Below are 21,169 nucleotides of genomic sequence, written 5' to 3' on the forward strand. Positions count from 1 at the left end.
ATGTAGCAACAACCATAGCGCTCATATATTAATAATATTAAAATCATTAACATTGCAGGTAGTGGCTGAGCTGTGTTGATGACATTTATTCATGGATGAAAGCATAGAGAATTGTAAGGCGTAAGCGTACCGTATTCAATACTTTATGTATTATCCAGTCAATAGTTACGTTTATTAATCAACACTGTTCAGCCACCACCAATAACTTTACTAATTAACCGTTTTGCAATTTTTCGTTTATTTAGCTTTACTTTTCTTTGCCGTCTTGACGCGATCCATCCGCTTTGTTAAGTCAATACCAATAACCTTAATTTCGTCAATCTTAGGATAGTTAGCAGCTATCTTCTTCCAATGATTTTGTAATGATTCAACAAGTTCGAAAAAAGTAATTTTAAGATTACTATCAGGTATTTGCCAACTCTTCCTGTCACCGCGATACACTAATACGAATATTCCTCTGTTTGATTTGCTGTCACGCAGATAGTCGCCACATAATTGATTTTCTAGCCTTTCAAATAGAAGTGCCCCTCCCCAATTGTCAGCGAGTTTAAGTTCTAATGGTACAGGAGCGTCGAAGTTTGAACCTCTAAAACGACAATCTGGTCGCTTTGCATCGGGAAGTTCTTCCTCTTGCGTCACCACGTATCTTTCCTTCGATCTATCATTACACCACTTAGCAATTACTTTTCGAATACCGGTTTCTTGATCTTCCTTGGCTAATGTAGACGCAATGCTTCCGTCGCTTTCTTCAAGATCGTGCTTCATATCCTTGAGACGTTGTACAGCTAGATCAAAAAGCTCTCGGTGATTGGTTGGCGTACTTTCCAAAGCTTTAGCGAATTCATTGAATTGGCTAATTGTCCAAGAGGGACCATCGGCATCCATTTCCGCTCGCTCTTTAGCATCGCGGAGCATCCAGTTGCGATACCCTTCAGCGGGATGTGTTTGAGACAACTCAATCATAGCCAGGTACGACTCTTTACCAGGTATACTCTTAAGAATGGAGTACAGCCTATCACGCGCATCTTGCGCGTCATCACGCAGGCCTGGTGAATAGACCCCTTTGTTAGCTCGGTCAAGATCATCCTCAACCCTGATATAGCGATGCATAAGAAAGTAAAGTTCTTTTAGGTATTGTGAATCTTTAAAAGCTTCTCTCACGTGTGGTCCACCACGTCTGCCACCTACTAACTCGACAACCGTCCTCATCGCTAGCGTTGCCGCTTTATCCTGATCGTAGTTATTTAATGTATCAAGATATAAGGAGAAAGATCGTATGGCCAGTTGTGGCTCTATTCCTATCCAGGTAGCATACCAACAGGCAAGATTATGCTTCGAATTGACAGTGCCACATTTACTTTGTGCGAGTTCAGCAAGGTCTTGATCTGGAACCACTGAACTTCCTTCGATGATTTTTAGCGCTTCACCCAGATCTGTTGCGTCGACTGGCTCTTCGCTTAGTACTTGCACAAGTTGTGTGGCAATACCATTCCACAGCCATTCACAACCCCAACTTACTTTGCTGAGCACGTAATGCCGCGTTTCATTGGGTTTTTGAAATTGGGTTTCCAATTCCCAAGTGATTTCATTTAAGATAAGCTTCTGCAAAAGTTCAGGAAATTTCTCATACAGCTTTGGAAACCAATTGGGGAACCCATTGAGCTCGTGAAAGGCATACCGGCAGGCAAGCCCGGCTTCTTCCACCGTTATATCGTCGAACCAACCCGGCCTTTCTCTTGACTCTACTTCAATACCAGATAGGCCAAATAAAACACCCAGTTTAGTCTCATTCTCTTTATAACCCTCCGATCGAAGTAAAGGAACATATGACCTCCAGAAGCTAATCATGCCGTCACGGAAAGCGGCTGCCACCCCCTCGCCATAGTCCTTGATCAAACCTCGCCAATTACCAGCGGTCCACTTTGTTGAATTATCATCAAGGCTACGCATACGATCATACATGTAGTATTGATTGTGTGAGATTTGGCCTTTTTCTAGACCACTAGCACGAAGAGTTTGATAGTTTTTCTTCAGCCATTTTATGGCCGCATCATCTTCTACTTGGCGTTTCTTATTGCGCTCCTTGTCTAGGCGTTGCCACCTGGCCTCCTCTTGTTTCCACTTTCTTATCTCATCACTCTGAGTAGGTGGTTGCAATAGCTCCGTAAGTTTTTGATTTAGATTGTCGTCATTTCTCGCTATTCTCTTTAGAGCCGTAAGCCATGCCTTAGGGCGATCGTTTTTCTTATAAAGCACAAAAGCTAAAGTCAATGCGATAAACTTGTCATCTACAAGCGGACGGCTAATAATCGCATCAAGTACACGCTCAAAATCTACTTTGCTGAAGTCCCAATATTTCTCCGAGACGTATACGTGCCAAAAACTATCTACGGTATCTTCTCCTTTCTTGTCTAGATGTCTTCGTGCTTCTTTGACCGCATTCCAAAACAAGGCATGATTCAACTCGCTCCAATCAGCGATGAGCGTTGACATATTGTGCGTAGAGTCTGAGCTGCTAAAATCATCATATTCTTTGAAGACAGGTGCTTGTGTTAAGACAAACAGACTCTCCAAACTGAATACACCTGAATGCTTGACAAGTATCAATTTTTCAATGGCCAACTTACATACTGGTAGCAACCAACTATATTGTTTCGAAACCTCGCAATACCTGCGTTCAAGAACAGGTTCACGATGCAAAAACTGACCAATTTCTTGGATGAAGTAGGTCACAGTATCGACATCAGAGCGTCTAATAAAACCCGCAAGTGCATATCCTAATGAATCGTGTCCATGTCGGCTTTCATCTTTCACGTTCTCTAGGCTCTTCTTTATTTGCTTAACTGAGTTCTTCGTGGGCTCCAAACCAGTAAATAGCTCTGCAAGGAAAGATCGACTAGGCGGTTTTTCGCTCGAAAGTAGGGTTTGTATGACCGAGTTTAAATCATCTCTTGATCCTAGTTCTTTCAGAATTTTCAGTGCTGTAAACTGCCCATACTGTTCAGTATCAGCCTCTAGGATAAATTTAGTCGTTACTGGCAACGCTTTCTTTATTCGTCCCTGCCAAATGAGATTCAATAAGTAATCAGTGATACAGCTACTACTTTTATGTTGCTCTAGTAAACTAATGATATCATCAGCCATGTCAGGTGATGCAAATCGTTGAACAGCGGCATATCTCTCAACAGACTTATCATAATTGCCTGAAGCCATTCTTTGGCAAATAGAGATAAGGATTGCCCTTCTTTCTTCAAGAGGCAACTTGCCTGGGTCTCCACCTAATAAAATAATTTCAGGCTCAAGCTTATAGACCCTGAGCATTATTTTAGCGTCAAATAAAACCATCCATGACAGAACAGGCTTCATGGATGGTTTTACGACTACTTGCTCATACTGAGTACGAAAAAATAAACTTTCAATCTTTTCCCTTGAACCTTCGTTCTTCAATTCTTCGGACAACCACTGTGCGGTTAAAAACTCTCGTACGGATCTATGATGGTAACGAACAGTGCCATAAATCGCTTCATCGAATATAGGGCGGCTCAACAAAATCTGACATGCTGTAGTATCCCAATCGGTTAATACGGATTCTACTTCAATTCCTTGAGCGTATTGACTTCCATCTGGTACCCTTATTGACGATTCGTTTGTAAAAACACAGGCGGCTGCAAGAATACGCGCTCCTTTTATAGCTCTTTCAGGCGTAAAAGGTTTTGAGTCGGCTCTATCCTGATCTCGCTCTTTAAGCCTGCTCTTTACGCTATAATTCATCATATCAAAACGTGTTCCAATCCGTCCCTTAACTTTCCAGAAGCTAATGAGCTCTTCCAAATCTTGCGGACGCGTCATAAATGCCCATCCATCTTGCCTTTCAACATCGCTTAGAAACTTATCGCTATCATCTATTCCTCTTGCTGTTATGAAAGTAATGACCTGATCTTTGGTCAAGTTGACCAAAGAGTATACCTTAAATTTTGTATCAGCATGGTCTGAGCTACTATTAGTATGTGTTTTTGCAGGTTCGGGGTGAGGCTCTGACGCAACAATGTCGTCTAGGGTAGCTTCATCGGTTTCATATTGCGTCTCTCTATCGTCTACGGGGGGGAACTTCGCACTACATAAATTTAGGTCTGTTTCACCCCTCCAGGCAGAAGTGCGTGAAGTAATAATAATATGTGTTCGCGGGATGGCGACTGCTATTATATCGGATAGCTGTCGAATCGCTCTTTCAAAATCTTTTGGATCTCTAAGTCGCGCTTCGTCAACAGAGTCAAGAAGCAACCAGCCCTCTTCAGTAGAGTCTAACCATCGTTGAAACTCTTGCTTGGTGCCCACTTCGAATGATCCCCCCAGTCCGCCCGTGATGTTCTCTAAACGCAGAAAGAAGGCAGGCTTCCCCTGCGATCTGAGAATTTTTGCTGCCTGATGGATCTCCTGCGTTTTTCCAGCTCCAGCTTCAGCTAGAATGATAACTCGGAACTCAGCTGATAATTTGTCCCAGTGGAGCATACCTTCAGTTGGAAAGCCGAGATCTTCTAAGGTATTTATATCCCTATCCTTGGCCGCGTGGCTGTAATTAGCAGGTAATGGGTAAAACGTACGATTGAGGTTGATGAACTGTTCCAAGTTTTCACTTAGTATTTAACAAATGATGGTTTTCCATATGTAAGCATCATTCAGTACCACTTATATCTTGATTGCTCTGATTGGCTGAAGTTAGTCTCAATCTACAAATGATTGTGTCTTGCTCTCTCGATAACTTTCAATCTTTCGAGGCGTGTCCCGCTCATGGAAACAGTATTTGACAAAATAAGAGTATTCGGAGAAAGGCAAATAGTACCACCTTTCCAATGGACAAATTCTTGTGGTGGGGATGGTAACTATTTGAAACGAATATAGTTCAAAACATCGAGTATAGGCGCTTAACACGAATCTGTACATGCCTATCTCCGAGCTGCTGTACGAGTCTTCGCTAACACTTTAGCTCCTGCCCGGTTATTGCCGCTCGGCGGCTTCTCGCCCTTAGGTAAATCGAATAGACGCATCATCATTGGCCCAGACTTACAGTGGATCTAGCCTTGATAACAGAGACCTTATTGATTGACAATACTTCGGCTTTCTCTTTCAATAAATGCTTGGAGCTCTTCTTTTGCTGGCAAGTTGGTCAGGTATTGCGATACAAAAACCTCGTGTGCCAGACCACTAGTTGCGTATTTAGCCATGGCGTTGTTCTTGCTGGCACAGAGAATTATACCTATAGGTGGATTGTCGCCTTTAGTGGCTTCCTGGTCAGCATAGTAGTTTAGGTACATGTTCATCTGGCCAGCATCAGCGTGGTCGAACTCCCCAATTTTAAGGTCAATTAGGACGTGACACTTTAGGACCCGATGATAGAAAACTAAATCAATACGGTAGTGACGGTTGTCAAAGCTGATGCGCTTTTGCCGAGCCTCGAAACAAAACCCATGGCCTAATTCCAACAGGAAGTCTTGCAAGTGGTTGATAATGGCTGTTTCGAGGTCGTTCTCCGAAAACTCGGCTTTTTCCTTAATGTTGAGGAACTCCAACAGGTATGGATTTCGGATATAGTCGGTTAGCCCGGCTGGGGCGTTGTCCTTAACTCGGGCAATTACGGCCGCTTTGTCCGTTGAAAGTCCTGTTCGTTCAGCCAGCGACGTCGTGATAGCCCGATTCAGCTCCTCTACTGTCCAGGCATTTTTGAGTGCCTCAACTTCATAGAACCGTCGGCGAAGTGGATCTTCCACTTTCATAAGTTCGACAAAGTGCGTGAACGTTAATCGCTCAAATAACAGACCGTAATTTATTAGCGGTATGTCATCCGGGGGCGTGTACTTACTCAGTGCTTTTTTGTCAATTGCCTCGAAGTCAGTTAATTGGAATTTTGCAGTCAAAAACTGCAAAATGTTTGGATAAGTCAGGTAGAAATTTTTGAACAGGTACAGGTTGCGGTCTGAGAAGCCCCGAACGCCCTGTTGCTTCATAGCTTGTGCAATGCGGGGGATAGGATTTTGGCCGTAAGTGGCCCGGTCGTCACCAAGTTGTTCGTATTCGACAATGTAGAAGCCGATCAGCCAGTTGCGTAGAGCCATTAACTGATCGGCTTGACGGACGGCCTGACGATTAAGTTGCTGTTGTAAATCTTCCAGCGTAGTAATTAACTCCGAAAATTTCATAATGAACGGTAAAGAAACCTCACCTAAAATAGCCAAAAATAGCCGTTTGAATCCAGGTAGAAAGTAATTGACACTTTCACAAAACCGTACAGATAATTCCAGAACAACTAAAAAACTGTGAACTACTAAATTGAACGGATTTATTGAACGCAAAAAGGACCGTTTCCAGCCCCTTCACTCCTACTAGATCTCTGTTCAGTAAAACCTCCGAATAAAATCAGGATAAGACACTATTTTTTTTAATACCTGTCAACCACAATAAGTTACATAAGATTCCTGAATTTTTCGGAAGCTAGGCCAAGTAGCTCCGAGCTGTTGGGCCAAAGGCGCTTCAAGAAAACCAGTAGCTGAACGATCGTTCAGCTACTGGTTTTCTTGAAGGTGGGCAACGAGTCGTCTAGCCCTCTCCTGGAGCCCTTCCAAGGCATACTGTTTTCGATCAATCGGCTGAGGATTCGTCGTATTCACATTTAGAAAGTAAGCATAGTCGGCCCTATTTTGTGGGTCAAGACCTGATTCGTCCCGATCAAAGTCAGGTTTGTCTGAAGGACCCAACTGAGCAACCAAACCACTCATAAGCGTGTATTGAGCCATGATGGTATCGTTGTCCGTATCGGCCGTGTAGGCCAGGAATTCCTTGATTTGATGGATTAAGGTAGACTTACTATCGTCGGTTTGCATAGAAATAGCCAGAAATTACGTTCACCTCTTAACTCAATGCGCTGGGTAAGGTTTATAGACGGTTAACCAACTCGTACCGCCATGCACATTCAGGCTCGTTTTGGCGTATTGGACCCAACCTTTATCAAAGCGTACCGCACCAAGGAGTAAACGGGTAGATTCTAGCTCCAATGGAAGAACCCCAGCGCCTCTCAAGGTTTGAAAAAGGCCGGGAGTTCATCCAACGTCAGGACGTTGGGCGCTTGGTAAAGAGCCTGGATCGCTTGGGTTGAATTGTGGCTAAGAACCAGTTCCGACCAACCCATAAAAAACGTCCATTTGGGTTGCGCCTTTAATTGGCTGGCGGTTGGTAGCACCTGACATTCGCCAATGGCTACCGGCTTGCCCTTGGCGACGGCGACCATTGTTTCATACTTGGCCATCGTGTACCCACTCCCATCGTAGACATCCAGGGCGGCCACATCCCAATACGCGTTGCCGGGGTTATAGACCTGCACATCGGTGACTAAGGTGCCAAAGTCCTGCACATCCCAGACCCAGATCAGGTTGGTTAGTCTTTTTTGGTTCACCAGGTAGTCATGCGTCAATCGGTAGAGTTGCGCCGTGCCGGTGGGTCCTGGTCGGCCGCCCCACCAGAAGCGGCCTTGGTTCATTTCATGCAGCGGCCGAAAAAAAACCTCTACTCTCTCTTGTTGCAGTTCCTGCAGAAAAATGGCTACCTCATCCATCCTGGCTTTCCAAGTTCGGTTCAGCCCACTCCCATCAGTCAACAGTTCTTGCCACTGCCCGTCGGTCAGGTGACTCAGCACGCCCAGCGAATCCCATCCGCAGGGTTGCGCCAGGGCCGGATTGCAGGCATGCCACATCAGATTGATCAGGGCCCCCTGTTTCCACTGGGTTTTGGCTTCCTGTATCATTGTCGCTCGATGGTCAATGTTATCGGCCTGAAATAAGAAATCGCCACTCCATAGGGCGGGATAGTGTCCCGTCAGGGCTTGCATTTGGGTGGTCCAGCGAGCGGGTTGAGCATTCGGCTCTCGGTTGTGCTGTCCAGCTAAGGTTCGGGTACCTGAAATCTGGTAGAGCCAATTGAGCGTCTTGAAGGGGGTTTGTGCCCGGACGATGGTCCAGCCTGATGTAAGCATGATGAGCAGCAGTAAGGCTTTATCGGAGCGCATAGGTGGTACTGGTTAGCTTATATTCTGTCAAATCAGTCTAACTAGCGGGTAGCTAATTAGACTATAACCACAGGCAAGGGCTAATTTTGCCCGTTCGTAAACTTAGCCCTTGCTCCATTAGATGCTTTCCCAACTGAAAAGTCGTTCAATTAACGATCCTTTTACGGATGAATAAGAGTCATAGATCTGTAAGGGTCGTTCCTGGTTTGTAACCCCTACCCATTACGACCAGATTCAGTCATCAGTGGATCGGTTAACAACTGTTTTAGATTCGCATACTCCTCCCTATCTAAAAGGTCAATCGATCCGTTGGTGGCTAAACGGATTCGAGCCCGGCATTTGCTGATCCGAGACAACAACGGCTGAATGATGGTATTGCTATGATTGATAAAATCGTAGAGATCTCCCTCACACGACGGGATTTTGTAGCCTTTGGTACTACTGGCAATAATGACACCCGCATCCCGTAGTGGGGCAATCACTCGCGTTTGAAAATAGTGCAAGGTGGGTTGACTATTTCGCCGTTCGTCAATGTGAGCCATCAGTTCCCGACTCGAAATGTAACGCGTGGGATCAACATGACGGAAATGAAACAATAAATAGTTTAAGCAGGTAACCTGGTCGATTTCCTGAGGTGATCGACTGGCTAGCTTGCGATGCAAGAAGTCTTGACCTAAACCAACACACAGTTCAGCTAAGCCAGCATTGTAGTTAGCTTGATCGGGCACACTTTGAGCTACTACGGGGGCAAATACGTCCGGCCAGTATTTTAAGGTAAGTAGCTTGGGTTTCAACAGTTGAACGAAGCTCGCTCGTTCGGGTGATAGAACCGTTTCATCATAACACCGGGCTAGGGTGCCTGCTACAAAATCAGCCGCCTGGAGAAGCAAACTGGCTTGGCTGTTCACAAAGCGAAAACTGGCTTGGTTGAATAGCGTAGGCACATGCCGATTATAGATGTATTGGGTAAACCCTTGCATAAAATTTTCGTCACCGTGCCGATCCGCCACTAATTCCAGATTGGGGAAGCTCCGGTACAGCTCTCGGTCGGCTAGTCCATGCAGAAATTTGTAGAAGGACCCTTTATAGTAAAAGCCCTCCCCACGCAGTTCTCGTTTATCGACGACGAGCGCAAATAGTTGAAAGGGAACGGTTAACAGTTGGTTGAGGATCAAGATCCGGCGTTTATCATCGCTGCCTACTTTGGCCGATTTAATTGGTCCGGTTTGAAAGAAGCGTTTACGCACCGCTTCTAATTGAGTTTCAGCCTCACTAAGCTGTTCTTTGCGTAGGGTGATGGCGGTGACGATAAAGTGAGTGGAGACGCCTTGCTTGGTAAAGTCAAGGCCATTGTTTCCCCATTCATCCAGGAAGGCGATGTGATCATTCATTGGGCATTCGGTGAAGTAGCCAGCAAGTTAACCAGACCCGTTGATAGTGGGTCTCTTTGCAGAATCGTACATAAATACTCATCGTATCACTGACTCAGTAACATTGCCGACGTTTCAGTGGTAGTAAGGCCCAGGCAGAAGGGCAAAAACGGTGGTTTGTCTAGCTCATCGGTAGGTCCAAAAAGCCTTACCTTTTTGAGCCACAGTCTTATAGCCGCTAAGAATATAGAAGTACCCAAAGGGAGGGTTCAAAAAATAGGTCCAAAAAGAAATAGCCATTTCACTTTATGATACCGACTTTATGAACTCATTGAATTCCATTTTATATCGAAGGGACAGATTTGCCGGACGGCCGGTGCCATACGATTCGGTAGAATTGCCCTATTTCGAGCGTAAAACGCTATTTGTCTCAGATTGAGCAGACATTAATTATAGGATGAGTATTTATGTACGATTCTGCAAAGAGACCCGATAGTCTTTATTTCCTTCCTAACCTGCTCAACCAGTTTTTTATTAGTCTGGCCGTAAACGGTGATTGGTTAAAAGACCGTTGCTAGATATGATTAACTTACTTCTGGTAGCCTTTTTACCTCAACTACATTGACTATGAATGATGACGCTAAAAGCATGATTGCTGCCTACCAGCGGGTCTTTCAACGTGTACCCTGGCAAGCGTTTCCCTTTGATGATAACATGATGTACGCCGACGACGACGGCATCATTCGAGACGTTCTCTTACGGCTACGCCAGCTTGACTCCTCCACCCCCTTACCTGGGGTCATCGAAAGCGCCGATACAGACCTGCATTATGTCATAGTAGGGTACGAAAAGGAGTTGGTCTTATACTGGTTTACCCATTTCATTCAGGAAGGAGATCGGGGCTACATGCTCTACCGCATCAGCCACTTCATCGATCCCTCCTTCAATTTTATGGATTATGGTTACCGGTTTGATTTGCCCGAAGCCTCCATGGCTCAGGTGTATATGGAGGTGTTTAGCCGACTCAATGACTGGGCTAGGCTGCTGGAATTACCCTACCGATATGAAGTGGAATTACGGGATGAGTATATGGGGTATCAGAGAAACAACGATCTATCCTCGATTCTGACCACAGAAGATGTCCCCGTAGTTAGCAACGTTTCGTTTTGGCGTAAGCTCTGGACTCGCTGGCGTCTCTAATCGATGATTTGCCAAGGATAGATTTGCTAGAGCAGCTAACCCATTCGTGAGACGGGTTGACCATTTTCATCCCCCTTTCCAACTCCAATAACTGACCTTTGTCCATATGTAAAGGGTCGTTTATATGTTAACAAAACATATTAGGTTATTCAGTCAAGGAAGCGAATTAGTTGCATTATACCGTAGTGTATCACTGCTATTAATCAGCTGAGTTGCTTCAAATAATCTAATTACATAATGATAATTATATAACAAAATAGGAAAAGTGCAATGTTTGGTCCTTTTCGTGAAAAGGACCAAACATTGCACTTTTCCTATTTCTACTCTACTTTAACTTTTACTTAAAAAATGCTTTTTAGCGAAGATTGTTATAGAACTTTCTTTGTAGACCACCGCTCAAAGTATCGCTAATGCTGGCGCGAACACAGGGATAAAGGGGAAAGCCCTAAAATCTATACCCCAAAGTTGCCCCTAAGTTTACAGGAGTGTTTATATAATAGTTTCCGCTATCTGTTCCCCAATAAGACAAACTGGTCATTTTCGAAGCGTTAATTTTGAGACTGTAACGCTTTACATCATATTGAAAAGCAGTGTACATACTGAAAAACGGCTTTACTTTAGCTTGCCAATCCGCTACATACATGGGGTCATTAGAAAATGATTTTATGCGCGTTCGTAGTGTTACATGAACAAAAGGTATCTGTACAGATGGACCAAGTAACCAGCTGAAAGCACCAAACTTCACTATTGCGGGAAAATTAAGCTGAACAGAGGCCCCTGAAAAACTTAATTGCTCAAAGTTTTCACCTGGCATTGATCCTGCTGGTTGCAAGGTTGGTGGAGTAATACATGTTGCGGATTCTCCTTTAATTACAAGCTCCGGCTCTCTTAAAAACATACCTAACGGAGTCCGAATTGATAAAGAGATTTGAGGCATTATCAAACTATTATTAATCCCAACGTTCTGATTTACACCTACTCTGACCATAAGATTAGACTTCCCTAGATTGTTGCTGTAGTACTCGCTTCTTTGGCCTATACAGTGTGCAGACACCAAAAGAAAGAGAAATGTATATATTTTCATTTCGCGTCTTGATCTAGGGAGTTAAAATTCGTCTTTGGGTTTGCTATTAGGCCCAGAAGGGTTTGAAGGCTTCGGAACTGGGCCGGCCAACAGATTCCTAATATCCTCAGCGACCTTCTTATAATTCGCTTTTACGTCGGCCTCGGTAACTTCTTTAAAAGCCGGGATTGGTTGACGGTCTATAGGATCTGGCTTTAACTGCGTACGAAAATAGCTAACATCGCTTTCCACGAGTTGACCAAAAAATTCACCCTGTTTCAGGTTCATAACATCCTGTACTTCGACTCGATCACGATGGACTAAACTGTATGAGTCTGATTTAGAAGCTGAGACTTCCCCTAAACGTACCTGACTGATCGATTGACTTCGTTGCTCAACGTACTCTTTACCCCAAGTTTTAACCACGTACTCCGCACTCGGCTCGTGTGGCATCCGACCATAAAAACGGTTAGACAATGTGTTTAAAATAGAGTCCTTCTCTTGAGGACCATACATTGTGTCAATCTGAGAAAAGTTTTGTGCACCAAATAAAGTGACAATTTTATTCTCTCGACCAGTAGCAGGTAGGTTTGAAAACTCAGGGATAAACAAGGTAGGTGCTTCATCAAGGCACACTATAGAAGGAAGTTTCCCTTTCTTATTTAATTTTCTAATCGTGTTTGCTACGATTAGGGAAATTACTGGCCCGTATACTGGCTTTAATTCGTCATTGTTGCCAATAACCATAATCTTAGGATCATCAGGATTATTCAAATCAAGTGTGAAGTCATTCCCGCTCAACACATAGCATATAGAACGGGTATTAATCTTGCCTAATGCATCTTGTAAAGTCGAGACAACACCGGTTAGTTGTTTACTTGAATTCTCATCGATTGCAGTTTTCAAACTAGCAACCGATATTCTAACTTCCTCATTTTTACTAATTAAGGGTACTACTTGCTTTACTGATTCAGCGGCCAAGTTAAGTACATGAGGTAACGTGCAGTATTCTGGATATTCTTCTCGTAGAAACCAAATAATGCCTCCTAAATAGGCTGTTGCGCTACTAACGAAGAAGTTGGTTTCTCCTTTTATTAGGTTCTTTATAATTACATCAGCTGCGCTTTCTGCGTGGCTTTTTGTAATTATAAGATCAGGATGGATTGGATTGACTCGATGACTACGAGTCAAGTCATCAAAATTGACATAATACGCTTTAGCCTTAGTGTCTTTAGCTGCGGCCTGAACTACTTGAGCGAATGAGGGAAATTTATAATCATAAACCAATCCCGTAAATCCTTTCTTAATCGCTTGTGTAATTATAGGTTCAATCACTCCATAACTTTTACCGGCTCCTGGCCCGGCCACTACAAACAGACCAGCAAATGGATTGACTATTTTTATTATTCCCTTTGTGGTTCGGATACCAAAAACATAGTCTTTGACTTTGATACCCGTCTTGGTAACCTGTGAAGCACTCTGTATTTCTGTTCGACCATTACCTTTCATGCGTCGATAAACTATGTATCCAGCCGGTAAAAATCCACCTATTCCACCAACTACATCGCCGACTATTCGTGGAAAACCAACCGAAATAATTAAAAATTTTATTATTACACTAGCTGCAATATATATTAGTATCGGAATGGCTACAAGACCAAAAATGTATCCTGCAATTGAACCTAACTTGAACATGATTTTAAATATTTATAGTTAAAACTTAATAACCAATTTCGTGATCTTGTTCATTACTTATTCCTTTTTCAAATATCTTTTCTTTTCCCCTTTGTCTTATCTTTTCATAATCTTGTTGTTTTCCGTTTTTTAGTGAATTACAATAATCATACGATTCCTCATGACTTCGATTATAAGCAAACCTTTTATCAAAATCCTGTTCATTTTGCCTTATAAACTCATCTCTATTAAATATTTTTTGATTATTAACAGAAGGACACAAATGTATAGTTTGTTCCTGCTTTTGTTTTTCAAGCTCTAAAACATGCCTATTTTCGCGAGCCTCACACCGAGAAACTATAATATGCACATGCCGTTGATCACCTACTTTTAACTGTCCATTCTTGGCTAACCCTTCCTTTACTTCTGCATCTAAAGTACTATATTTTCTCTCATTTTCAATTTTTGCATACCATACCAAATCTTTGCTTTCCAATCCTCTATTTTCACCTTTATTATTACAAAAGCCAGCCGCATAATTTTCCATAGTCTGGCGGGTATACTCTTTTAGTTTATCAGGGTCGTTTCCTATGTGTGCAAGTTCTGTTTGACTAGGAGCGATAACAATAGAAAAAAATCTATCCTGTTCTTTCTCTATCTTTTGCCCTTTTGCATTATTATCAATCTGCTGAATTACTTCCCATTTGTTACATTTATCCCTATCAGACGAGAAGAAATACTCTTTATTTACTGATAAGTTTTTATCGTTCTCTTTCTCCAAATAATTTACCAATTTTGAGCAACTACCTTTGTTATTAGCTTTAATCGGACTGGTGAATTTAGTCTGCATTTATTCTTCTATTTTTAGTCCTGTTATTATCCTCTTAACATTAGAATTTACTATCCTCAAATCAGAACGTCGGGCTACTCCTTCTGTACCTGCCATATCAAAAACAGCCTCTTTTATTGGAATTAATATTTTCTTTTCCTGCTCCTTTATAAAACTTACGATCCGCTTATCAAGTGCTTTTATAGCATCTGTTGGGTTATCCGCTCGGGGGTCCCTAGGGTCTGCCTTTGTGACCTTAAAATGATTGACCATTGCTTCTAACAGACCTTTATTAGTAAGTCCGTAACTATTTGCCAGACGTTCAAAATCTGTGAATGTAGCCGCACTTGCTGTAATGTGATGTATCTTCTCTTTTTCCATGAAGTTAACAATATTTTTAACAATTTATAATTGACAATCAAGCACTTATATAAGAAAATTAATATATAATTAATAATGTATATTAGTTTTCTTACATAAGTGCTTGATTGTCAGTAATAAAACCCGAAGGGCAAGAGAAGAAGGGTGTCGAAGACCCCTTCCCTCTTGCTGATTTCTGAAAAGAAATCACTTTCCCGCCGAATCCGTAGGAGAAGGCGATTTTAGCAGAGTAATGAAACCTTCTAATTTTCATCTGAATTTGACATGGTAAAGCTCATTATAATCTAATGGGCTTTACCGTTTGAGATGCTACTAATTACTAAGCCCAAGTGATAACGCTACCTGTAGATGCTCCATTAGCTGACTTAGGATTGTCACACTTCTTAATTTTGGTTTGCCGGTTGCTTACTACGCGTTTAGAAAGAAGGGATCCTGAATTGCTTAACTTTTTCATAATCGTATATGATTTAAGTGAGCTTAAAAATAGTTAGATTTGTGATACAAACAAATTACTTAAATCGCTTTTTTATGAAAATCGTTGTCTCAATTTTTGTGACAATTTTTGTCAATAGCTATGGTTATGCGCAATCACCTAACAAAAAAACAGTTTATACGGGTACAAAGGTAGGGGGTACTAGAGAGGGAAATGGTGTATCTGCTTGGTCTGATATAATGACTACAAGCTATATACAGTTCAGAAAGGACTCTATAACATTTGTTCAAGATAGCTTGCAACGTACATTAAAAAAGACAAATGGGGAAAGGAAAAACAAATAAAAGCTTTACCAGAATATTTTAAGAAGTGTTTGTAAATAAGCTTTTGGTACTTCAAAAGTGAAATTGTTTATATTATATAAATTAGCCTTTATATACTTATCATTTAGTTTAGTACTTTCAGAGTATTGGAAGTCTTTTCCGTTACTAGATTTTAACCTTATCATAAGAGTTTCTTTTGTACCTCGATAGTATTCGGATGAATCTTTCTCTACATCGTCTATAGTACCGGATACCATACTATCCATACTTATCTTTTTTAACTTATTAAATTTTCTATGTTCGATATATAAAAAAGATTTCTCTGATATTGATAATAAGGTTTCTTTAATGTATTCTTTGGTCTTTATAGTATCGGTGTATGTAATTGCTTCTCTTACTTGTGCTATTGCGGAGTATGAAAAGAAAGACAGCGATACAAGTAAGAATTTTTTCATAACAGTATTTCAGACGTACATCAGGGGTGGGATATGCCTAAGAGAAATCCTCAGAATCTGAGGATAAAACTAGTTTAATATCTTGCTGAGCTGTCGTAAATATGTATTAAGAAAAGCTGGTCTTTTAATTGCCTTCTTAACTTCGTTAATGCATTCTAGAATAGACTTTCCGTGAGAATCTTCTTCTAATACTTGCACGATTATTTTTTGATCTGAATCCAAAATTGTAAATCTGTAAATATCCCAGCCTTCTTTAGTTAATTTTTCTATTAGTTGAAAGCACTCTTTTATACTATTCATTTTGAAGTCAACCATAGGGCTATGTCTAGATTTTGGTTCTTCAAGATAACTTTTTACAAATATACTGTCCTTAGGGCAGTAGCCACTGAATATTAAATTATACATATATCTGGTGTTTTTTTGATCGATAAATTCCCGATCTGGCTTAGAGCTATCAAGATCGGGGGGTCTAGTTGGAGGCTTCTAGCTATCAATCCAACTAACTAATGTACTTCAGTACGTGGTTTGGCCTATCCCTGACGGGTTGCATCCCTGCATTGCCCAGTTCCGCCAAAAAGCGCATAATTGCCTTTTAAGCCACTTTTCTGAACAAATCGACCTGTAACTGTCATTGACTCATGTTTGTGGCTTACTGAGCCTGTTTTGCCTTCTCAGGCAACTTGTTGACTAATGCAATATAGCTAGAATATCTAATTACAAAAGCTTGGGACAATGTCAACTTACTAACTAAAAATCTAGTTGCGGGCTTTTTCATTTTTTTAGCAAACGCGCGGTCCTTTTTGTTTTTTGTTTTTCCGCTCGTTTTAGTGGGGTATTTTTTAGTCTTTTTAACCTTATCCACATTTTTTTTAGCAACGCGCGCTGCAAAACTATTCTAGTAGGAAATTTTACTTTATAGTTAATATATATACTGAGTAAATTAGTAAAAAACGAGATATGTACCGGATTCTTTCCTCAATAAGACGAGATGTGTACCGGAAAAACAGCCAATAAAACGAGATATATACCGTATAAGCAAGAGTTGTATTTTATAACTCTTTTTATTAGTTTGCCATCGAAATAGTTATTTGTATGATTGGACAGGACAAACGCAATACTCAGTTAGTGATTCCCTTGGAGCTAACGTACGAGCCTCAACATAACGAAATCATTAAGCAGCATTGGAATGTAACGTTTGCTCGACAGGGCAAAATGAGTGTGGCTGCCAAACGTATAATGGCCCGAGTTATGGATCAAATACGGGATGATGAATATGCGCTTAGACCTTACTATCAGTTTAGGATTGGAGATATTATCGCTGATGCAGATATTACCCAAGATACAGCCTATAAGCCTATTAAAGCAGCGTTACGTGAATTAACGGACGTAAAGTGGGAATTTGAAAGCCTGGATGGTAAAGAATGGTATGTACGGCATTTACTTGACACAACTAATTATGAAATGCCAGTGGGTTACAAGAACGGAATTATCACGGTTCTGTTAAACCCAGCCTTACAGCCCTATTTCATTAAAGTTGCTCATTATACTAAATATCAGCTCAGTAATTACATGAGCTTAAGAAGTTGGTATTCAATGCGTTTCTTCGAAATTCTATCAGCTTTTCGAGATACAGGTGTTTGGTCTCCTAATATCGAACAGTATCGACAGTTAATGGATTGCTGGTATGAAAAGGACAAAAGAGGAAATAACAAAAAAAATAAGGACGGTACTCTTAAACTTAAATATCCGCAAACCGCTGACCTCATTAAGTATACTATGAGTGAAGCTATACAAGAACTGGCTAATACAAATTTGGCTTTTACTTACGAGGCAATATACGAATCTGAACGCATCACTAAAGGGCGTAAGAAAGTAACTGGATTCAAATTCACAATTCAACGCAAGTTAGATGGCAGAATTCCAGATTTTTGGCTTAACAATGCCATCGTGTTACGGGTGATCAATAACCTTCGATCTTGGAAAGTGACCGATAAGAATATAGCTACTTATTTAGAAGACATTGGAACTGAAGCTGCTAACAAGCTAGTGTATGAATGGCAGATAAAATCCAACTCTAATGAGCTGATTCAAGACCGCCTAAAATACTGCAATGCTGTATTTGTCAAAGTCGGTAAGGCAGCTCAGGAACGCCTGAAGAAGGAGGTTCAGTCTGCTTTAGAGCGGAACTATGATACACCTAACCAAAAGAATCCAGTATAAAACGAGTTATATACCGGATTCTTTTCATAAGTACTTTCAACTTATAGGTTGATATAATTCAACAGAAAAGTCTATTTAGGCGTGATTAGGGTTGATTTTTACACAAAAAGTCAGTTGCAAAATCGGGCCTAAACTAATAAAGCTTGAATAAAACGAGTTTTGTACCGGAGTTTTTCGATCTTGCTTAAGATGGCTTTTCCATTGCTATAATCCTTATAAATGCCTTCCTATAAGTGACAAATGACGATTTCCCTCGGAAAAACACGGGTTTTAGCGCAGAAAACAACTTAATAAAACGAGTTTTAGAACGGTTTTGCTAGGTTCAGATAGCACGACTGTATCGCTAACTAGGATTTTTACAACTGATTCTACAACTAATATTTGTTCTAGAAAGAGTTGTAATTTGTCTATTTTTTAAGATGCTTACTGATTTTATCTTTGACAGCCGCAACTACAAAATCATGGATAGAAATACGATCACGCTTAGGCAGTCGAGCCTGTATATCTCTGATCTGGGCTAATTCACTCTCATAAATTTTAAACGTGAAGGACTTCAACGGGTCCTCGTCAGCTGCCTGTTGCTTCGCATTTGTAACCTTCTGTTCTTTGACTGTGCCACCCTTATCAATAACTTCAAGCATAGCAGGGCTATTGAGAGCTGTAGGTGGTAAAGCTATTTTACTTTTATTTTTTGTTGAGTTCATGCTCGATTTCTAGTTTAGTATTCACAACTCACATTAGAACTAGTAAAAGTTGTAAATCAAGTTGTAATTTTATTCTCTTAGCCTTTATTAGTCAGAGCTTTATGAATACCTTCATATAATTCCTTCATTTCATTTACTGCCTTCTCATCTGTGGGTTTGTTTTCAACCACACCTAAACCAGATGATGCAGCGTTAGCGAATGAGATACGATTCCCAATTGGTGTATCTAAGAATTGAAGGACTGTAGATTCTCGTAAAAGATCTGAAGTGTCCTCCTTATAATTTCCTCGAGCATCAGCTTTATTAATAAAAGTTAAGCACACGAGACGCGGGTTAAAAGGCATTATCTCAGCTATCAGGTTTTCTACTTTTCGTAAAGTCCATATATCTAATGAGCGGGGAGCAAATGGGACTAAATATACATCTGACACAGTTATAGCTGAACGTTGACTAACCGTGTCCCGGCCTCCTGTATCAATGACAACATCATCGCATTTTGTCGCCAGCCTGATCACATGTGCATTCAACTCTCGACCTGTTATTTTAACTGCCGTGTACCCTATTTCACCAGCTAATGTTTGGTGCCGGAAAGAAGTAAAATCTGTTGCCGACTCTTGATCATCGGCATCTACTAAGATTACGTCACGTCCTTGCTGTATTAAATAAACTGCCAAGTTAGTAGCTAGCGTGGTCTTGCCGCTTCCACCTTTGATTCCACCCACGGTATAAATCATATTGCGAATATAGAATAGAAAAGGGTTGTAGTTTTAGTTGTAAAAGTAGTTGTAAAACCGATTCTAATCAAGCTTGAAGAAAAGTATGCTTACACCCGAGTATTAAATGTTTTATCGAAAGGCTATAGTCATCTAGAAAATTTACTGAAGGCCGGTTTGAGCCCAGTAAAATGATGTCATACACAATGTATGACAGATCCTATTTTTGTCTTACATTGTGTAGTACTTAACATATTGTAGATTATACAACAGAAATGGCACTCGAAGTATATTGGCAGGAGGGTTCGAGTAAGAAACAAATTGGTATTCTTAAAGTAGATAGAGGTTTATCTAACCTGATCGATAAGTTTAACCAAACGTTGGGTTTGAGTATAGACCTATATGGGACGAGTAGAATATATATTTCTCAATTGGATTGGCTAATTGTACTAGCCGAAAGCGTTGGTTACCCTACTATTGAACTTGTACGCATAAGGTCGATACTGCCTGAGGTTGGGACAAAAGGAGGGCTAATATTGATTGGTGATTAACATAATCTCACTTATACAACATCAAAATTCAACTCAACACTATGAAAACTCTTTATTTTCAAACTCTTGTTTTGTTAGTCCTGATGACTAATGTAACACGTGCTCAGGTTCCAACTCGACCAAATTATTTTGGTATTCGAGCCGGATATCTGAAAGCATCAACCGATTTAACTAGCTCACGTAATGATATAAGATTAGGCGGTATAGCGCCGCTTAATAGCTTCTATGCAGGAGTTTTTTATCACCATAACTTATCGCGTTGGTTTGCCTATCGGGTTGACCTTACTTATCAGCAGAAGGGCATCGAGCTGCAAGACCAAACTGGCAGTATAGTCGGTCATCAAAGACTTCACTACGCCGGTTTGACTCCTCTAATTGGTATTACCCCTCTAAAGGGTCTGAGTCTTTTTGTGGGCCCAGAGGCTAATGTTTATCTGGGACAAAGTGTAGAAAGAGCCAATTATGGTCCTACTGTGACACCAATTGAATTTGGCCTCTCTGGTCGGCTATCTTATCGCTACAAATGGATTGGTTTAGAGGTAAGTTATTTCGAAGCTCTAAACGAATACAAATCGGTGGATTTAGGCGCTCGATTTGGCTTCAAGAGTCGTACTTGGCAGGCTGGTCTATTATTTGTGCCTGGCCTGCTGAAAAAAAGGGCTGAATAGAATTTTAGCAACAATGCACCTTTCTAATTTTACTCGATCCGTCTGTTTTAATTCACATAACATAAGATTAGTTATACAACGCATATTGAAAAAATGCCAATGGTAACCTATTAGACCACCATTAGTATTTTGTATTTATTAAAGAAATTTAGAAAGAGTACTCTCGTTGTTGACCAGCCGTTACTTGTACGGCGTGTTGACTATGATTAATATTATTACTAAGGCCTAACACATAGTCACCCGGATTCAAGTCATCAATCACAAATGAGGTAGCACCACTTATATTTCCATCTCGTAGCGTCAGATGACTTCCCCCAGCGGCAGCTTCGGTCATCAGATAATAACTAGCATCGGCATTACTGGTGGTATTAATTTTTAGACTACCTGTTGGAGCTAGTTCTGTTTTTTTACAACCATTAGCCCCAATGAGCAAGGCCATCAAGAAAAATAGATGAAAAGTGTTCATCTTAAAATAGTCTAATAACTGGTTCACTTTCATGAACTTGACAATTTAGATTTTGTTGAGAAGCGT

18 protein-coding genes are annotated in these 21,169 nt (G+C 41.0%); 4 read left to right on the top strand and 14 right to left on the bottom strand.

Annotation, left to right across the window (positions count from 1 at the left end; all coding sequences use genetic code 11):
* Positions 1-237: 237 nt before the first annotated feature.
* The 5 genes from CWM47_RS34330 to CWM47_RS34350 form a co-directional block, all read right to left on the bottom strand.
* Complete coding sequence (locus CWM47_RS34330) at positions 238-4,626, bottom strand: NACHT domain-containing protein (protein ID WP_100993020.1); 4,389 nt, start codon at positions 4,624-4,626, stop codon at positions 238-240.
* Positions 4,627-5,093: 467 nt separating this feature from the next.
* Positions 5,094-6,194, bottom strand: a complete 1,101-nt coding sequence (locus CWM47_RS34335) for a PDDEXK nuclease domain-containing protein (RefSeq protein ID WP_100993021.1) — start codon at positions 6,192-6,194, stop codon at positions 5,094-5,096.
* Between the two features lie 363 nt (positions 6,195-6,557).
* A complete protein-coding gene (locus tag CWM47_RS34340) occupies positions 6,558-6,875 on the bottom strand; it encodes a hypothetical protein (RefSeq protein ID WP_100993022.1) in 318 nt (105 codons plus the stop codon).
* 191 nt (positions 6,876-7,066) lie between these two features.
* The gene (locus CWM47_RS34345) at positions 7,067-8,053 is read right to left on the bottom strand and encodes a glycosyl hydrolase (RefSeq protein WP_100993023.1); all 987 of its coding nucleotides are present in this window, start codon (positions 8,051-8,053) and stop codon (positions 7,067-7,069) included.
* Positions 8,054-8,268: 215 nt separating this feature from the next.
* Positions 8,269-9,444, bottom strand: coding sequence for a DUF3800 domain-containing protein (locus CWM47_RS34350; protein ID WP_100993024.1), 1,176 nt, complete (start codon positions 9,442-9,444; stop codon positions 8,269-8,271).
* 606 nt (positions 9,445-10,050) lie between these two features.
* Here CWM47_RS34350 and CWM47_RS34355 point away from each other — a divergent pair.
* Positions 10,051-10,623, top strand: a complete 573-nt coding sequence (locus CWM47_RS34355; RefSeq protein ID WP_100993025.1) for a hypothetical protein — start codon at positions 10,051-10,053, stop codon at positions 10,621-10,623.
* Positions 10,624-11,068: 445 nt separating this feature from the next.
* Here CWM47_RS34355 and CWM47_RS34360 read toward each other — a convergent pair whose 3' ends face one another.
* The 4 genes from CWM47_RS34360 to CWM47_RS34375 form a co-directional block, all read right to left on the bottom strand.
* Positions 11,069-11,560, bottom strand: a complete 492-nt coding sequence (locus CWM47_RS34360) for a hypothetical protein (protein ID WP_157816149.1) — start codon at positions 11,558-11,560, stop codon at positions 11,069-11,071.
* A gap of 168 nt (positions 11,561-11,728) precedes the next feature.
* Complete coding sequence (locus tag CWM47_RS34365) at positions 11,729-13,381, bottom strand: type IV secretory system conjugative DNA transfer family protein (RefSeq protein ID WP_100993027.1); 1,653 nt, start codon at positions 13,379-13,381, stop codon at positions 11,729-11,731.
* Between the two features lie 25 nt (positions 13,382-13,406).
* Positions 13,407-14,210: a DUF5712 family protein gene (locus CWM47_RS34370; RefSeq protein ID WP_100993028.1), complete on the bottom strand. Its 804-nt coding sequence runs from the start codon at positions 14,208-14,210 to the stop codon at positions 13,407-13,409.
* On the bottom strand, positions 14,211-14,570 hold the full coding sequence (locus CWM47_RS34375) for a BfmA/BtgA family mobilization protein (protein ID WP_100993029.1): 360 nt from the start codon (positions 14,568-14,570) through the stop codon (positions 14,211-14,213).
* 528 nt (positions 14,571-15,098) lie between these two features.
* Here CWM47_RS34375 and CWM47_RS34380 point away from each other — a divergent pair.
* Entirely contained in the window at positions 15,099-15,347 is a 249-nt protein-coding gene (locus CWM47_RS34380; protein ID WP_100993030.1) for a hypothetical protein, read from the top strand.
* Positions 15,348-15,352: 5 nt separating this feature from the next.
* Here CWM47_RS34380 and CWM47_RS34385 read toward each other — a convergent pair whose 3' ends face one another.
* Both CWM47_RS34385 and CWM47_RS34390 read right to left on the bottom strand, forming a co-directional pair.
* The gene (locus tag CWM47_RS34385) at positions 15,353-15,781 is read right to left on the bottom strand and encodes a hypothetical protein (protein WP_100993031.1); all 429 of its coding nucleotides are present in this window, start codon (positions 15,779-15,781) and stop codon (positions 15,353-15,355) included.
* A 69-nt stretch (positions 15,782-15,850) separates the two neighbouring features.
* Entirely contained in the window at positions 15,851-16,186 is a 336-nt protein-coding gene (locus tag CWM47_RS34390; protein WP_100993032.1) for a hypothetical protein, read from the bottom strand.
* A gap of 687 nt (positions 16,187-16,873) precedes the next feature.
* Here CWM47_RS34390 and CWM47_RS34400 point away from each other — a divergent pair.
* Complete coding sequence (locus CWM47_RS34400) at positions 16,874-18,001, top strand: replication initiation protein (RefSeq protein ID WP_100993034.1); 1,128 nt, start codon at positions 16,874-16,876, stop codon at positions 17,999-18,001.
* Positions 18,002-18,408: 407 nt separating this feature from the next.
* Here the strand turns inward: CWM47_RS34400 and CWM47_RS34405 are convergent, their stop codons facing one another.
* Positions 18,409-18,705: a hypothetical protein gene (locus CWM47_RS34405; RefSeq protein ID WP_100993035.1), complete on the bottom strand. Its 297-nt coding sequence runs from the start codon at positions 18,703-18,705 to the stop codon at positions 18,409-18,411.
* Between the two features lie 77 nt (positions 18,706-18,782).
* The gene (locus CWM47_RS34410) at positions 18,783-19,439 is read right to left on the bottom strand and encodes a nucleotide-binding protein (protein WP_100993036.1); all 657 of its coding nucleotides are present in this window, start codon (positions 19,437-19,439) and stop codon (positions 18,783-18,785) included.
* 571 nt (positions 19,440-20,010) lie between these two features.
* On the opposite strand from CWM47_RS34410, the gene CWM47_RS34420 reads away from it, so the two are divergent.
* Complete coding sequence (locus CWM47_RS34420) at positions 20,011-20,637, top strand: outer membrane beta-barrel protein (RefSeq protein WP_100993038.1); 627 nt, start codon at positions 20,011-20,013, stop codon at positions 20,635-20,637.
* Positions 20,638-20,785: 148 nt separating this feature from the next.
* Here the strand turns inward: CWM47_RS34420 and CWM47_RS34425 are convergent, their stop codons facing one another.
* Positions 20,786-21,136: a hypothetical protein gene (locus tag CWM47_RS34425; RefSeq protein WP_100993039.1), complete on the bottom strand. Its 351-nt coding sequence runs from the start codon at positions 21,134-21,136 to the stop codon at positions 20,786-20,788.
* Positions 21,137-21,169: the final 33 nt, after the last annotated feature.

The organism is Spirosoma pollinicola (assembly GCF_002831565.1).
GTDB classification, from domain to species: domain Bacteria; phylum Bacteroidota; class Bacteroidia; order Cytophagales; family Spirosomataceae; genus Spirosoma; species Spirosoma pollinicola.